This window comes from Streptomyces sp. NPDC012794, assembly GCF_042901085.1.
Classification (GTDB): domain Bacteria; phylum Actinomycetota; class Actinomycetes; order Streptomycetales; family Streptomycetaceae; genus Streptomyces.
In genome coordinates, this window is sequence record NZ_JBIBCI010000023.1 from 44,055 (window position 1) to 59,079 (window position 15,025).

14 protein-coding genes are annotated in these 15,025 nt (G+C 72.5%); 13 read left to right on the forward strand and 1 reads right to left on the reverse strand.

Going from position 1 to position 15,025, the window contains the following annotated elements; all coding sequences use genetic code 11:
* Positions 1-10: 10 nt before the first annotated feature.
* Positions 11-2,170, reverse strand: a complete 2,160-nt coding sequence (locus ACFY7H_RS30095) for an ATP-binding protein (RefSeq protein WP_388944482.1) — start codon at positions 2,168-2,170, stop codon at positions 11-13.
* A 170-nt stretch (positions 2,171-2,340) separates the two neighbouring features.
* Between ACFY7H_RS30095 and ACFY7H_RS30100 the strand changes: the two genes are divergently transcribed.
* The 13 genes from ACFY7H_RS30100 to efp all read left to right on the forward strand — a co-directional run bounded on the left by ACFY7H_RS30100 (position 2,341) and on the right by efp (position 15,023).
* Positions 2,341-2,769 (forward strand): DUF948 domain-containing protein, encoded by a 429-nt coding sequence (locus tag ACFY7H_RS30100; protein WP_388944484.1) that lies wholly within the window; start codon positions 2,341-2,343, stop codon positions 2,767-2,769.
* An 8-nt stretch (positions 2,770-2,777) separates the two neighbouring features.
* The gene (locus ACFY7H_RS30105) at positions 2,778-3,140 is read left to right on the forward strand and encodes a DUF6167 family protein (protein ID WP_388944487.1); all 363 of its coding nucleotides are present in this window, start codon (positions 2,778-2,780) and stop codon (positions 3,138-3,140) included.
* Positions 3,140-5,809: an alanine--tRNA ligase gene (alaS, locus tag ACFY7H_RS30110; protein ID WP_388944490.1), complete on the forward strand. Its 2,670-nt coding sequence runs from the start codon at positions 3,140-3,142 to the stop codon at positions 5,807-5,809. The genes ACFY7H_RS30105 and alaS overlap by 1 nt, the downstream gene beginning before the upstream one ends.
* 2 nt (positions 5,810-5,811) lie before the next feature.
* Positions 5,812-6,282: a Holliday junction resolvase RuvX gene (ruvX, locus tag ACFY7H_RS30115; protein WP_388944493.1), complete on the forward strand. Its 471-nt coding sequence runs from the start codon at positions 5,812-5,814 to the stop codon at positions 6,280-6,282.
* Positions 6,283-6,410: 128 nt separating this feature from the next.
* Entirely contained in the window at positions 6,411-8,114 is a 1,704-nt protein-coding gene (gene mltG, locus ACFY7H_RS30120) for an endolytic transglycosylase MltG (RefSeq protein WP_388944496.1), read from the forward strand.
* 7 nt (positions 8,115-8,121) lie between these two features.
* The gene (locus ACFY7H_RS30125; RefSeq protein ID WP_388944499.1) at positions 8,122-8,949 is read left to right on the forward strand and encodes a shikimate dehydrogenase; all 828 of its coding nucleotides are present in this window, start codon (positions 8,122-8,124) and stop codon (positions 8,947-8,949) included.
* Between the two features lie 235 nt (positions 8,950-9,184).
* Positions 9,185-10,369 (forward strand): chorismate synthase, encoded by a 1,185-nt coding sequence (gene aroC / locus ACFY7H_RS30130; protein ID WP_388944502.1) that lies wholly within the window; start codon positions 9,185-9,187, stop codon positions 10,367-10,369.
* Positions 10,366-10,884, forward strand: coding sequence for a shikimate kinase (locus tag ACFY7H_RS30135; protein WP_388944505.1), 519 nt, complete (start codon positions 10,366-10,368; stop codon positions 10,882-10,884). Before aroC ends, ACFY7H_RS30135 begins: the two co-directional genes overlap by 4 nt.
* Positions 10,881-11,972: a 3-dehydroquinate synthase gene (aroB, locus tag ACFY7H_RS30140; protein ID WP_388944507.1), complete on the forward strand. Its 1,092-nt coding sequence runs from the start codon at positions 10,881-10,883 to the stop codon at positions 11,970-11,972. Before ACFY7H_RS30135 ends, aroB begins: the two co-directional genes overlap by 4 nt.
* On the forward strand, positions 11,969-12,409 hold the full coding sequence (aroQ, locus tag ACFY7H_RS30145; protein WP_388944510.1) for a type II 3-dehydroquinate dehydratase: 441 nt from the start codon (positions 11,969-11,971) through the stop codon (positions 12,407-12,409). Before aroB ends, aroQ begins: the two co-directional genes overlap by 4 nt.
* Before the next feature lie 46 nt (positions 12,410-12,455).
* Entirely contained in the window at positions 12,456-13,190 is a 735-nt protein-coding gene (locus ACFY7H_RS30150) for an AAA family ATPase (protein WP_388944513.1), read from the forward strand.
* Positions 13,191-13,290: 100 nt separating this feature from the next.
* Positions 13,291-14,397, forward strand: coding sequence for a M24 family metallopeptidase (locus ACFY7H_RS30155; protein WP_388944516.1), 1,107 nt, complete (start codon positions 13,291-13,293; stop codon positions 14,395-14,397).
* Positions 14,398-14,456: 59 nt separating this feature from the next.
* On the forward strand, positions 14,457-15,023 hold the full coding sequence (efp, locus tag ACFY7H_RS30160) for an elongation factor P (protein WP_352215843.1): 567 nt from the start codon (positions 14,457-14,459) through the stop codon (positions 15,021-15,023).
* Positions 15,024-15,025 lie beyond the last annotated feature (2 nt).

The following is a 15,025-nucleotide window of genomic DNA, read 5'->3' on the forward strand; positions in this document are numbered from 1 at the left end:
GCCGTAGCCCTCACAGGCTGGTATCGGCCCGCCGTCCCCTCCGGGGGGCGGCGGGCCTTTCCGTTCCCGGGCGCGGCCCGGCAGCCCACTGGGCCCGCAGCACCAGCGCCTCCAGCGTCAGCTGCCGCCCCTCGTCCGCGTACGCCGCGTACCGCTCCGGGCCCAGCACCTCACCGGCCCGCTCCTGGCACAGCAGCCGGGGCGCGTTGAAGTACCCCGACCCGAAAAGCCGCAGGCCGACCCCGTCCCACATCGGCTCCGCCGCTCCCTGGAGCACCGCCGCCTCGGCCGCCGCCCCCTCGGTGACCGTGACCAGTGCCAGCAGCTCCACCGCCAGCACGAGCCCGACCAGGTCGCGGAAGGTGTGGTTCACCGTCACGCACTCGGTCAGCAGCCGCCGGGCACGGGCCGGGTCCCCCTCGTCCAGGGCCGCGTACGCCAGCACGTACAAGGCGTACGCCTTCGTCCAGCGCTCCCCGCGTTCCAGGCAGACGTCCCGGACCTCCTCGCACAGCGCGACCGCGCCCGCCAGGTCGCCCTGGAAGGCCCGCGCCATCGCGAGCTCCACCTGGCACATCAGCACGTTGCTGTTCAGCTCCCCGGCCTCCCGGTAGCGCTCCAGCGCCTCGCCCAGCAGCTCCCCGGCCCGCGCCATCTCGTCCGAGACCAGCGCCAGGCACCCCAGCCGGTGCACCGCGTACGCGGCCGCCACCCGGTTCCCCGTGAGTTGCGCGCGGTCCCGGCACTCGTGCAGCGCGCCCATCGAGGCCACCGCGTCACCCTGGAGCGCCGCCACGTACCCCAGCACCCACAGGGCCTTCAGCCGCGAGCCCTCGTACTCCTCGCCCTCACCGGCCTGCCCCGGCCCGGACTCCAGGCTGCGCGCCAGCCAGTGCCGGCCCTCGGTGAGCCGGCCGCAGCCCGCCCAGTAGAACCACAGGGTCCCCGCCAGGTACTGCCCCAGGTGCTGCTCCCCGGGCTCCTCCAGGCAGCACTCCAGGGCCAGGCGCAGATTCGGCAGCTCCGCCTCCATCAGCGCGGCCACCTCCTGCTGGCGCGGGCCGAACCAGTCCAGCTCGCACCACGTGGCCAGCCCCACGTACCAGTCCCGGTGGCGCCGCCGCAGCCGCCCGGCGTCACCGAGCGACTCCAGCCACCCCGCCCCGTACAGCCGTACGGTCTCCAGCATCCGGTAGCGCACCCCCGCCGGCGTCTCCTCCCGCGCCAGCACCGACTGCGCGAGCAGCTCCCCGACCAGGTCGAGCACGCTGTCCGCCGGCAGGTCCGGACCCGAGCACACGTACTCCGCGGCGTCCAGGTCGAACCGCCCGGCGAACACCGACAGCCGGGCCCACAGGAGCCGCTCCGCCGGGGTGCACAGCTCGTGGCTCCACCCGATCGCCGTCCGCAGTGCCCGGTGCCGCGGCAGCGCCCCGCGCGCCCCGCCGGTCAGCAGCGCGAACCGGTCCTCCAGCCGGGCCAGGACCTGCTCCGGGGAGAGCACCCGCAGCCGGGCCGCCGCCAGCTCCAGGGCCAGCGGGATCCCGTCGAGCCGGGCGCACAGCTCGGTGAGGGCCGACCGGACGGCCGCCGTCACCGCGAAGCCGGGGTCGGCGGCCGCGGCCCGTTCGGCCAGCAGGGCCAGGGCCTCCGCGGGGGCGGGCGGGGCCAGCGGGAAGAGCGCCTCCCCGTCCAGGCCGAGCGGGCGCCGGCCGGCCGCCAGCACCCGCAGGCCGGGGGAGCGGCGCAGCAGCCCGCCCAGCAGGGCGGCCGCCTCGTCGACCAGCTGTTCGTACCCGTCGAGGACCAATAGGAGACGGCGACCGGCCAGGTGTTCGGCCAGGACCGCGCGGGGCGGGCGGACGGTGTGGTCGGTGAGGCCGAGGGCCTCGGCCAGGGTGAACTCCAGCAGCGCCGGATCGCGCAGGGCGGCCAGCTCGGCCAGCCAGACGCCGTCGCAGTAGCGTTCCTGCTGCTCCCCGGCGGCCGCTCGGGCCGCGGCCAGCGCCAGCCTGGACTTCCCCACGCCGCCCATCCCCGTGACGGTGACCAGCCGGGACGACTCCAGGAGCCGCGCGACCGCGGCCAGTTCGGCACCCCGCCCGACGAAGGAACTCAGCTCCGAGGGAAGATTGCCCGGCGTCACTCGTCGGTTGGGTCGCTGTCGCATGGGACACGGAGAGTACTGTTCCGGACGCGCCGCGTACAAGACGGGTCCGCGCGGGCGTGCGCCGGACCCGGAATTCCGGTACTGCGGCGGATCTCCGGCGCGATAGGGTCGGAGGAAGACTTTTCTCCGTAGTTCAATCCGTAGGCAAGCTGATCAGGGAGCGGTGCAACGTGTCCGGTGGAGAGGTGGCCGGCATCCTCGTGGCCGTCTTCTGGGCCATCCTGGTGTCCTTCCTCGCCGTGGTCCTGGTACGGCTCGCGCAGGTGCTCCGCGCGGCTACCAAGCTCGTGGCCGACGTCACCGAGCAGGCCGTCCCGCTGCTGGCCGACGCCTCGACCACCGTCCGCTCCGCGCGCACCCAGCTCGACCGGGTCGACGCCATCGCGAGCGACGTCCAGGAGGTCACCTCCAACGCCTCCGCGCTGTCCTCCACCGTCGCCACCACCTTCGGCGGCCCCCTGGTCAAGGTCGCGGCCTTCGGCTACGGCGTGCGCAAGGCGCTGGGCCGCACGGAGGACGCCCCGCAGAAGACCACCCGGCGAACCGTGATCGTCGGCCGTACGGTGCCGTCGGCCCGGCGCCGGAAACAGAAGGGCTGAGACCGCCGATGTTCCGCCGAGCCTTCTGGTTCACCGCAGGCGCCGCCGCCGGCGTGTGGGCCACCACCAAGGTCAACCGGCAGCTGAAGAAGCTGACCCCGGAGAGCCTCGCCGCCCAGGCCGCGGACAAGGCCGTGGAGGCCGGGCACCGCCTCAAGGAATTCGCCCTCGACGTCCGGGCGGGAATGACCCAGCGCGAGGACGAGCTGAACGACGCACTGGGGCTGCACCAGGACCCCGGGATGCCCGACAACGTCACCGCCCTCCCCGGGCCGCGGCGGCTGCGGGCCATCGCGCACCACCAGAACGACCAGAACACCCACCGTTCGAGCAAATCGACGGTCACGCCCAACCGGAATGAGGACCACTGATGGAGTCGGCTGAAATCCGCCGCCGCTGGCTGAGCTTCTTCGAGGAGCGCGGTCACACCGTTGTCCCTTCGGCGTCGCTCATCGCGGACGACCCGACTCTGCTGCTGGTCAACGCGGGCATGGTCCCCTTCAAGCCGTACTTCCTCGGCGAGACGAAGCCCCCCGCCCCCCGGGCCACCAGCGTGCAGAAGTGCGTCCGTACGCCGGACATCGAAGAGGTCGGCAAGACCACCCGCCACGGCACGTTCTTCCAGATGTGCGGCAACTTCTCCTTCGGGGACTACTTCAAGGAAGGCGCCATCAAGTACGCCTGGGAGCTGCTGACCAGCTCCGTGGCGGACGGCGGCTACGGCCTGGAGCCCGAGAAGCTCTGGATCACGGTCTACCTCGACGACGACGAGGCCGAGACGATCTGGCGCGACGTGATCGGCGTTCCCGCCGAGCGCATCCAGCGCCTGGGCAAGAAGGACAACTTCTGGTCCATGGGCGTCCCCGGCCCCTGCGGCCCCTGCTCCGAGATCAACTACGACCGCGGCCCGGAATTCGGCGTCGAGGGCGGCCCGGCCGTCAACGACGAGCGCTACGTGGAGATCTGGAACCTGGTCTTCATGCAGTACGAGCGCGGCGCCGGCGACGGGAAGGAGGACTTCCCGATCCTCGGCGACCTGCCGTCGAAGAACATCGACACCGGCCTCGGCCTCGAACGCCTCGCGATGATCCTGCAGGGCGTGCAGAACATGTACGAGACCGACACCCTGCGCGTGGTCATGGACAAGGCCACCGAGCTCACCGGCGTGCAGTACGGCGCCGCGCAGCACACCGACGTCTCGATGCGCGTGGTCGCCGACCACATGCGCACCTCCGTCATGCTCATCGGCGACGGCGTCACCCCCGGCAACGAGGGCCGCGGCTACGTGCTGCGCCGCATCATGCGCCGCGCCATCCGCAACATGCGCCTCATGGGTGCCACGGGCCCGGTCGTCCAGGACCTGATCGACGTCGTGATCGACACGATGGGGCAGCAGTACCCCGAGCTCGTCACCGACCGCAAGCGCATCGAGACCGTCGCCCTCGCCGAAGAGGCCGCCTTCCTGAAGGCCCTCAAGGGCGGCACCAACATCCTCGACACCGCGGTGACCGAGACCAAGGCCGCCGGCGGCACGGTCCTCTCCGGCGACAAGGCGTTCCTGCTCCACGACACCTGGGGCTTCCCGATCGACCTCACCCTGGAGATGGCCGCCGAGCAGGGCCTCTCCGTGGACGAGCCGGGCTTCCGCCGCCTGATGCAGGAGCAGCGCGACCGCGCCAAGGCCGACGCCAAGGCCAAGAAGACCGGCCACGCCGACATGTCGGCCTACCGGGAGATCGCCGACGGCGCCGGCGCCACCGAGTTCACCGGCTACGCCACCACCCAGGGCGAGTCCACCATCGTCGGCCTGCTGGTCAACGGCGTCTCCTCGCCCGCCGCCTCCGAGGGCGACGAGGTCGAGGTCGTCCTCGACCGCACCCCCTTCTACGCCGAGGGCGGCGGTCAGCTCGCCGACCAGGGCCGCATCAAGCTCGACACCGGCGCCGTCATCGAGGTCCGCGACGTGCAGCAGCCCGTCCCCGGCGTCTCCGTGCACAAGGGCTCCGTCCAGGTCGGCGAGGTGACGGTGGGCGCCTCCGCGTACGCCGCCATCGACGTCAAGCGCCGCCGGGCCATCGCCCGCGCCCACTCGGCCACCCACCTGACCCACCAGGCGCTGCGCGACGCCCTCGGCCCGACGGCCGCCCAGGCCGGCTCCGAGAACAGCCCCGGCCGCTTCCGCTTCGACTTCGGTTCCCCGAACGCCGTCCCCGGCACGGTCCTCACCGACGTCGAGCAGAAGATCAACGACGTGCTCTCCCGCGAGCTCGACGTCACCGCCGAGATCATGAGCATCGACGAGGCCAAGAAGCAGGGCGCCATCGCCGAGTTCGGCGAGAAGTACGGCGAGCGGGTCCGCGTCGTCACCATCGGCGACTTCTCCAAGGAGCTGTGCGGCGGCACGCACGTCGGCAACACCTCCCAGCTGGGTCTGGTGAAGCTGCTCGGCGAGTCCTCCATCGGCTCCGGCGTGCGCCGCGTCGAGGCCCTGGTCGGCGTCGACGCGTACAACTTCCTCGCCAAGGAGCACACGGTCGTCGCCCAGCTCCAGGAGCTGGTCAAGGGCCGTCCGGAGGAGCTGCCGGAGAAGATCGCCTCCATGCTCGGCAAGCTGAAGGACGCCGAGAAGGAGATCGAGAAGTTCCGCGCGGAGAAGGTCCTCCAGGCCGCCGCCGGTCTCGCCTCCAACGCCCAGGACATCCGCGGTGTCGCCCTCGTCGTCGGCCAGGTGCCGGACGGCACGGGCGCCGACGACCTGCGCAAGCTGGTCCTCGACGTCCGCGGCCGCATCCAGGGCGACCGGCCGGCCGTCGTCGCGCTGTTCACCGTGGCGAACGACCGCCCGCTGACCGTCATCGCCACCAACGAGGCGGCCCGCGAGCGCGGCCTCAAGGCCGGTGACCTGGTCCGCGCCGCCGCCAAGACCCTCGGCGGCGGCGGTGGCGGCAAGCCCGACGTGGCCCAGGGCGGCGGCCAGAACCCGGGCGCCGTGCCCGAGGCCATCGCGGCCGTCGAGCGCCTCGTGGCAGAGACGGCCTGACGATGAGCCTGCGCCGCGGCCGCCGACTGGCCATCGATGTCGGAGACGCCCGGATCGGGGTCGCCTCCTGCGACCCCGACGGGGTGCTCGCCACGCCGGTGGAGACCGTCCCGGGCCGGGACGTCCCCTTCGCCCACCGGCGGCTGCGGCAGCTCGTCGAGGAGTACGAGCCCCTCGAAGTCGTGGTCGGCCTCCCCCGCTCGCTCAGCGGGCGGGAGGGACCGGCCGCGGCCAAGGTGCGCGCATTCGCGAACGAACTGGCCAAGGGAATCAAGCCGGTGACCGTGCGTCTGGTGGACGAGCGGATGACGACGGTCACCGCCGCCCAGGGCCTGCGGGCCTCCGGGCGCAACGCGAAGAAGGGCCGGTCGGTCATCGACCAGGCGGCCGCTGTGGTCATCCTCCAGAACGCTCTTGAGACCGAACGGGTATCAGGTAATCCGCCCGGTGAGTGCGTCGAAGTGGTTGTCTGATCGCGATACGGTAACGTTCCGCGCGATGAGACGGCATTCGAACAGCCGTCGCTCACCACCAAAGAGGCGGAACCGGGTGTCGCGGCCGACGTAAGCCGCGGCCTTCGTCTCGCGGCTCTAGGGGACCGATGACTGAGTATGGCCGGGGCGGTGGCTCCGAACCGTGGCACCCCGGGGACCCGTTGTACGGGGACCAGGGGTGGACCGCGCACCAGACGCAGCAGGCGCAGGTGCCCTACGCCGGCGACCCGCAGCAGCAGTACGCGCAGCCGCAGGAGCCGCACTACCACCAGCAGCACACGGGGCAGTACCCGCAGCAGTACGACGAGCAGGGCTACGCCCAGCAGGTCCAGTACCAGCAGATGGGGCAGCCCATGGCGCCCCAGCCGATGGTCCCTCAGCCGGCGTACGACGGCGGGGGCGGCGGCCAGGGCTGGGACACCGGCCAGGGCCAGTACGCGGCCGCCGCCGTCCAGGTCGACCCGTACGCGGGCGCGGACCCGTACGCCCAGCAGGCCGTCGGGGCCTACCCCGGTGAGGCCCCCGACCTGTACACCACCCCCGAGGCCTACCCGCCTCCGCAGCCGCCCGGCCTGCGCCACCTGGAACCGGACCCGGTCGAGGAGCCGCTCGCCGAGGAGCCCGAGGAGGAAATCCTCCCCGCGGCCGACGGCGACGAGCCGCCCTCGCGCGGGCGCCGCGCCGGCGGCCGGGCCAAGGGCGGCAAGGGCGGCAAACAGAAGAAGCGCAGCGGCACGGCCTGCCTGCTCGCCGCCGTGGTGATCATCGGCGTCGTCGGCGGTGGCGGCTACTACGGCTACACCTACCTCCACGACCGCTTCGCCCCGGCCGAGGACTTTGCCGGTGAGGGCACCGACGAGATCGTCGAGGTCGAGATCCCCAAGGACGCCGGCCTCGGCCAGATGGGCCGCATCCTCAAGCAGGCCGGCGTGGTCGCCAGCGCCCAGGCGTTCGTCGACGCGGCGAACGCCAACCCCAAGGGCAAGTCGATCCAACCCGGCATCTACCCGATGAAGAAGAAGATGTCGTCCTCGGCCGCCGTCGCGCTGATGATCGACCCCAGCAAGCTCAACGTCATCACCATCGGCGAGGGCTGGCGGAACACCAAGATCTACGAGGCCATCGACAAGAAGCTCGGCAAGCCGGACGGCACCACGAAGGACATCGCGCTGCGCGAGGCCAAGAACCTCGGCCTGCCGGCCTGGGCCGGGAACAACCCGAAGCTTATCGACCCGCTGGAGGGCTTCCTGCTCCCCGCGCGCTACGACCTGAAGAAGGACAGCACGCCCGAGTCGCTGCTCCGGCAGATGGTCAAGAACGCGGCCGACAAGTACACGGAGATGGGGATCGAGGGCAAGGCCAAGGAACTGGGCCTGGACAGCCCGCTCCAGGTGGTCACCGTCGCCAGCCTCGTCAACGCCGAGGGCAAGAACCACGACGACTTCCGCAAGATGGCCGAGGTGGTCTACAACCGCCTCAAGAAGACCAACGACGTCACGAACCAGAAGCTCCAGTTCGATTCGACGTACAACTACATCAAGAACCAGAGCGAGATCAACTTCAACCTGAAGGAAGCCCAGGCCTTCGACCACCCGTACAACACGCACTTCGTCAGGGGACTGCCGCCCGGCCCGATCGGGAATCCCGGCGCGGACGCGGTGAGCGCTACGCTCAACCCCGACCACGGCGGATGGATGTTCTTCGTGTCGGTCGACGGCGACAAGACGACCTTCACCAAGACCTACGACGAGCACCTGAAGCTCGTCGCGGAGTTCCAGGAGCGCCAGGCGCAGAAGAAGAACGGCGGGTAGGCAGGACATGTCACGGATACGGGCCGCGGTGCTGGGTTCGCCCATCGAGCACTCCCTCTCACCGGTGCTGCACCGCGCCGCGTACCGGGAGCTCGGCCTCGACGCCTGGAACTACGACAGGTTCGAGATCGACGAGGCCGCGCTGCCCGCCTTCGTGGCCGGCCTCGGCCCGGAGTGGGCCGGGCTGTCGCTGACCATGCCGCTCAAGCGGGCGGTCATCCCGCTGCTCGACGGGATCAGTGACACCGCCGCCTCGGTGGAGGCCGTCAACACGGTCGTCCTCACCGAGGACGGCCGCCGCCTCGGCGACAACACCGACATCCCCGGGATCGTCGCCGCGCTGCACGAGCGCGGCGTCGACGAGGTGCCCGCCGCCGCCGTCCTGGGGGCGGGCGCCACCGCCTCCTCGGCGCTCGCCGCCCTCGCCCGGATCTGCACCGGCGAGGTCACCGCGTACGTCCGCTCGCGCGCCCGCGCCGACGAGATGCTCCGGTGGGGCGAGCGGCTCGGCGTCGACGTGCGCACCGCCGACTGGTCGGACGCGGCGCAGGCGCTCGGAGCCCCGCTGGTGATCGCCACCACCCCGGCCGGTGCCACGGACGAGCTGGCCACGGCCGTCCCCGCGGCGCCCGGCACCCTCTTCGACGTCCTCTACGACCCCTGGCCCACCGCCCTGGCCGCCTCGTGGTCCGGACGCGGCGGCACCCTCCTCGGCGGCCTCGACCTGCTCGTCCACCAGGCCGTGCTCCAGGTCGAGCAGATGACCGGCCGCACCCCCGGCCCGCTGGCGGCCATGCGGGCCGCCGGGGAAGCGGCCCTGCGCGCCCGCCACTGACGCCCCGCGCGCCCGCGCGTAGGAAGCGGATAGCCGGACCCGCCACCATCGCCGCGTACCCTCCCCGGCCACCGCCGGGGGACCCCCAGTCCGTCAGCTGGACCGAGATCGGCTCGACGGCCCGGACGTGGGAGGATTCGGGTATGGCGGTCCCGTCCGCGCTCCCCCCGGCCACCGCCGGGAGGGCCCCGGGGAGGCGCCGCCGCTGTACCAGGCGCGAGCATGAGGAGCATCGTTGAGCAGGTTGCGTTGGCTGACCGCGGGAGAGTCGCACGGACCGGCCCTGGTCGCGACGCTGGAGGGCCTTCCCGCCGGCGTCCCGGTCACCACCGAGCTGGTGGCCGACCACCTGGCGAGGCGCCGGCTCGGCTATGGCCGCGGTGCCCGCATGAAGTTCGAGCAGGACGAGATCACCTTCCTCGGCGGCGTCCGCCACGGGCTGTCCCTGGGCTCCCCGGTCGCGGTCATGGTCGGGAACACCGAGTGGCCTAAGTGGGAGACGGTGATGTCGGCCGACCCGGTCGACCCCTCGCTGCTCAAGGACACCGGCCGCAACGCGCCGCTGACCCGCCCCCGCCCCGGCCACGCCGACCTCGCGGGCATGCAGAAGTACGGCTTCGACGAGGCCCGCCCGATCCTGGAGCGCGCCAGCGCCCGCGAGACGGCCGCCCGCGTCGCCCTCGGCGCCATCGCCCGGTCCTTCATCAAGGAGGCCGCCGGCATCGAGATCGTCTCGCACGTGGTGGAGCTGGCCTCGGCCAAGGCCCCCTACGGCGTCTACCCGACCCCCGCCGACGTCGAGAAGCTCGACGCCGACCCGGTGCGCTGCCTCGACGCCGACGCGTCGAAGGCGATGGTCGCCGAGATCGACCAGGCCCACAAGGACGGCGACACCCTCGGCGGCGTCGTCGAGGTGCTCGCGTACGGCGTGCCCGTCGGCCTCGGCTCCCACGTCCACTGGGACCGCCGCCTCGACGCCCGTCTCGCCGCCGCGCTCATGGGCATCCAGGCCATCAAGGGCGTCGAGGTCGGCGACGGCTTCGACCTGGCCCGCGTGCCCGGCTCGAAGGCGCACGACGAGATCGTCTCCACCCCCGAGGGCCTCAAGCGCACCTCCGGCCGCTCCGGCGGCACCGAGGGCGGCCTGACCACCGGCGAGCTGCTGCGCGTACGCGCCGCGATGAAACCCATCGCGACCGTGCCGCGCGCCCTCGCCACCGTCGACGTGGCCACCGGTGAGGCCACCGTGGCCCACCACCAGCGTTCCGACGTCTGTGCCGTGCCCGCCGCGGGCATCGTCGCCGAGGCCATGGTGGCGCTGGTGCTGGCCGACGCCGTGGTCGAGAAGTTCGGCGGCGACTCGGTCCCCGAGACCCGCCGCAACGTCCGGTCGTACCTCGACAACCTGCAGATCCGGTGACCGGCGGCCCCCGGGTCGTACTCGTCGGCCCCATGGGCTCCGGCAAGTCCACGGTGGGCGGCCTGCTCGCCCGCCGGCTCGGCGTCCCCTACCGGGACACCGACGCGGACATCGTCGCGGCCCAGGGCCGGGAGATCTCCGACATCTTCGTCGACGAGGGCGAGCCGTACTTCCGTGAGCTGGAACGCGAGGCCGTGGCCGCCGCCGTCGCCGAGCACACCGGAGTCCTCGCCCTCGGCGGCGGCGCCGTCCTCGACGAGGGCACCCGCGCCCTGCTGAGCGGGCTGCCCGTCGCCTACCTGTCGATGGACGTCGAGGAGGCCGTGCGCCGCGTCGGGCTCGGCGCCGCCCGCCCGCTGCTCGCCGTCAACCCGCGCCGCCAGTGGCGCGAGCTGATGGAAGCCAGGCGCCACCTGTACACCGAAGTCGCGCGCGTCGTGGTGGCCACCGACGACCGCACCCCCGAAGAGGTCGCCCAGGCGGTCCTCGACGCTCTGGAGTTGAAGGACGTATGACAGACCAGGTGACGCGGATCCACGTCGGCGCCAGTGCCGGACACGACGCGTACGACGTGCTGGTCGGCCGGCAGCTGCTCGGCGAGCTGGGCGGCCTGATCGGCCCGAAGGCCCAGCGGGTCGCCGTGATCCACCCCGAGGCGCTGGCCGAGACCGGCGAGGCGCTGCGCGCGGACCTGGCGGAGCAGGGCTACGAGGCGGTCGCCATCCAGGTGCCGAACGCCGAGGAGGCCAAGACCGTCGAGGTGGCCGCGTACTGCTGGAAGGCGCTCGGCCAGTCCAACTTCACCCGCACCGACGTCATCGTCGGCGTCGGCGGCGGCGCCACCACCGACCTGGCGGGCTTCGTCGCGGCCAGCTGGCTGCGCGGGGTGCGCTGGATCGCCGTGCCGACCACCGTCCTCGCGATGGTGGACGCGGCCGTCGGCGGCAAGACCGGCATCAACACCGCCGAGGGCAAGAACCTCGTCGGGGCCTTCCACCCGCCGGCCGGGGTGCTCTGCGACCTCGCCGCGCTGGAGTCGCTGCCGGTCAACGACTACGTCAGCGGCCTGGCCGAGGTCATCAAGGCCGGGTTCATCTCCGACCCGGTGATCCTCGACCTGATCGAGGAGGACCCGGCGGCGGCCCGTACGCCCGCCGGCCCGCACACGGCCGAGCTGATCCGCCGCTCCATCCAGGTCAAGGCCGACGTGGTCTCCAGCGACCTCAAGGAGTCGGGGCTGCGGGAGATCCTCAACTACGGCCACACCCTCGCGCACGCCATCGAGAAGAACGAGCGCTACAAGTGGCGGCACGGTGCGGCGGTCTCCGTCGGCATGGTCTTCGCCGCCGAGCTCGGCCGGCTGGCAGGGCGGCTGGACGACGCCACGGCCGACCGCCACAAGGCGGTGCTCGCCTCCGTGGGCCTGCCGCTGACCTACCGCGGCGACCAGTGGACCAAGCTGCTCCAGACCATGCAGGTCGACAAGAAGTCCCGCGGCAACCTGCTGCGCTTCATCGTCCTGGACGGGCTGGCCAAGCCCACCGTGCTGGAGGGCCCCGACCCGGCCCACCTCGTCGCCGCCTACGGCGAGGTCTCCGCGTGAGCCGCCGGGTGCTGGTTCTGAACGGCCCGAACCTGGGCCGGCTCGGTTCCCGCGAGCCCGACGTGTACGGCGCCACCTCGTACGCCGGTCTCGTGGAGAGCTGCCGCGCCCTGGGCGCGGAGCTCGACTTCGACGTGGAGGTCCGCGAGACCAACGACGAGGGCGAGCTGGTGCGCTGGCTGCACGAGGCGGCCGACGGCAGGATCCCGGTCGTCATCAACCCGGGTGCCTTCACGCACTACTCGTACGCCATGCGGGACGCGGCCGCCCAGCGGACCGCACCGCTGATCGAGGTGCACATCTCCAACCCGTACGCCCGGGAGGAGTTCCGGCACACCTCGGTCATCGCGGCCGTGGCGACCGGCACCGTCGCGGGCTTCGGGCTGGGCTCCTACCGGCTGGCGCTGCGTGCGCTGGCGGAGGAAGTCACGGCCTGAGATAACGTTCTCGCATCAGTCGCCTGAACGAGACGGAGTGGCGCGGATGCAGCACGGAGTGGGGGGCTGGGGTCCGACGGGACAGCACCCGGCGGTTCCCCCGCAGCCGCCGATACCCCCTGCCCAGGGCTGGCCGGTGACGCCGGTCCCCGAAGCGACGGGGCACATCCCGCTGCCTCCCGCCGCGGCCCCCGGGCCGGGCGCGCCCGCGCCCGGCACCGGCGGGGCCGTGCTCGCCGTGCTGCTCATAGGGCCGGCCGGGGCCGGCAAGACGACCGTGGCCCGGCACTGGGCGGGCACCCGCCCGGTGCCGACCGCGCACATCAGCCTGGACGACGTCCGCGAATGGGTCTGCTCGGGCTTCGCCGACCCGCAGGCCGGCTGGAACGAGCACTCCGAGGCCCAGTACCGCCTCGCCCGCCGCACCTGCGGCTTCGCCGCCCGCAACTTCCTGGCCAACGGCATCTCCTGCATCCTCGACGACGCGGTCTTCCCCGACCGGCCCGTGGTCGGCCTGGGCGGCTGGAAGCGGCACGTGGGGCCGGCGCTGCTGCCGGTCGTACTGCTGCCCGGGCTGGACGTGGTCCTCGACCGCAACGCGGCCCGCTCCGGCAACCGCCGGCTCTCCGACGAGGAGGTCGCCCGCATCCACGGCCGGATGGCCGGCTGGTACGGATCCGGGCTGCCGATCATCGACAACTCACACCTCGACGTCGAGGGCACCGCGCGGGCCCTGGACGAGGCCCTCGCCCGGGCGATGACGAGCCCGCCCCGCTGGTAGCGCCGCCGGGGCCGTGGGCCGTGGGCCGTGGGCGTGGACCCGGCCCCGTCCGGCCGCGCTCGCCGGGCCGGATGGGCGTGGCGCTCGTAGGCTCGAAGACATGTCAGACGTGTACGCGGCCCGCAGGGGCCTGCTCCGCGAGCGCTGCGCCGCCGCGGGCAATGCCGCCGCACTGGTCACGCGTCCAGCGAACGTCCGCTACCTCGCCGGGGCGTCCCCGCTGGGCGCCGTCATGCTGGTCGGGCCCGCCGAGGACGTGCTGTTCTGCCCCGGGGCGCCCACCGGGGAGGTGGACGAGGGACGGCTCGACGAGGGCCTGCGCGTGTCCGTCCTGCCCGCGCCCGGAGCCGATCCCGCCGTGGCCGCCGCCGATCTGGCCGCCTCCGTCCGGGCCGACTCCCTCGCCGTCGAGGAGCACCACCTGACCGTCGCCCGGCACCGGGCCCTGCACTCGGTCGCGCCCCGGCTGCGGCTGGCCGACCTCGGTACGGCCGTGGAGCAGCAGCGGCTGGTGAAGGACGAGGAGGAGATCGCCTGCCTGCGCATCGCCGCCGAGATCGCCGACCAGGCCCTCGGCGAGCTGCTGGAGTCGATCCTCGTGGGCCGGACCGAACGCCACCTGGCCCTGGAGCTGGAGCGCCGCCTCGTCGACCACGGCGCGGACGGCCCGGCGTTCCCGACGTCCGTCGGCACCGGCCCGCACTCGGGCCGCTCCCGGCACCGGCCCTCGGACCGGAGGGTGGAGGAGGGCGACTTCCTCTCGGTCTGCCTCGGCGCCGGCTACCGAGGCTACCGCTGCGAGATCGGCCGCACCTTCGTGATCGGCACCACTCCCGCCGACTGGCAGATCGAGCTGTACGACCTGGTCTTCGCCGCCCAGCGGGCGGGCCGGCAGGCCCTGGTGCCGGGGGCCGCGTACCGCGACGTGGACCACGCGGCACGGTCCGTACTGGACTCGGCGGGGCACGGTGAGGCCCTCGCCGGGTGGATGGGGCACGGGGTCGGCCTCGAAATCGACGAGGACCCGCAGCTTGCACCTACGGCAATGGGTAAACTGGACGCTTGCGTGCCGGTCACCGTCGAACCGGGGGTTCACCTCCCCGGCCGGGGAGGTGTCCGGATCGATGACACGCTCGTCGTACGCCCCGAGGCGGACGGCGGTCCCGAGCTACTCACCATTACGACCAAGGAGCTGCTCGCGCTCTAGTCCGCGACGCCGGACCGTGCGCGCATCCGTGGTCTTCCAGTGCAGGAGATTCCGCAACCGTGGCTTCCACGAACGACCTCAAGAACGGCATGGTGCTCAAGCTCGACGGTGACCAGCTCTGGTCCGTCGTCGAGTTCCAGCACGTCAAGCCCGGCAAGGGCCCGGCCTTCGTGCGCACCAAGCTCAAGCACGTGCTCTCCGGCAAGGTCGTCGACAAGACCTTCAACGCCGGCACGAAGGTCGAGACCGCCACGATCGACCGGCGTGACATGCAGTTCTCGTACATGGACGGCGAGTACTTCGTCTTCATGGACATGCAGACCTACGACCAGCTGATGGTCGACAAGAAGGCCGTCGGCGACGCCGCCAACTTCCTGATCGAGGGCTTCACCGCCTCCGTCGCCCAGCACGAGGGCTCGGTCCTCTACGTCGAGCTCCCGGCCGCCGTCGAGCTGGTCATCGAGCACACCGACCCGGGCGTCCAGGGCGACCGCTCCACCGGCGGCACCAAGCCGGCCCGCCTGGAGACCGGCCACGAGATCCAGGTCCCGCTCTTCGTCAACACCGGCGAGAAGGTCAAGGTCGACACCCGCACCTCCGACTACCTCGGCCGGGTGAACAGCTAACC

What these genes read in the sequence shown, in the direction of transcription:
- mltG (WP_388944496.1), top strand. Translation starts at nt 6,411, where the DNA reads ATGACTGAGTATGGCCGGGGCGGTGGCTCCGAACCGTGGCACCCCGGG.
- alaS (WP_388944490.1), top strand. Translation starts at nt 3,140, where the DNA reads ATGGAGTCGGCTGAAATCCGCCGCCGCTGGCTGAGCTTCTTCGAGGAG.
- ACFY7H_RS30155 (WP_388944516.1), top strand. Translation starts at nt 13,291, where the DNA reads ATGTCAGACGTGTACGCGGCCCGCAGGGGCCTGCTCCGCGAGCGCTGC.
- ACFY7H_RS30150 (WP_388944513.1), top strand. Translation starts at nt 12,456, where the DNA reads ATGCAGCACGGAGTGGGGGGCTGGGGTCCGACGGGACAGCACCCGGCG.
- ACFY7H_RS30125 (WP_388944499.1), top strand. Translation starts at nt 8,122, where the DNA reads ATGTCACGGATACGGGCCGCGGTGCTGGGTTCGCCCATCGAGCACTCC.
- ruvX (WP_388944493.1), top strand. Translation starts at nt 5,812, where the DNA reads ATGAGCCTGCGCCGCGGCCGCCGACTGGCCATCGATGTCGGAGACGCC.
- ACFY7H_RS30095 (WP_388944482.1), bottom strand. Translation starts at nt 2,170, where the DNA reads ATGCGACAGCGACCCAACCGACGAGTGACGCCGGGCAATCTTCCCTCG.
- ACFY7H_RS30105 (WP_388944487.1), top strand. Translation starts at nt 2,778, where the DNA reads ATGTTCCGCCGAGCCTTCTGGTTCACCGCAGGCGCCGCCGCCGGCGTG.
- aroB (WP_388944507.1), top strand. Translation starts at nt 10,881, where the DNA reads ATGACAGACCAGGTGACGCGGATCCACGTCGGCGCCAGTGCCGGACAC.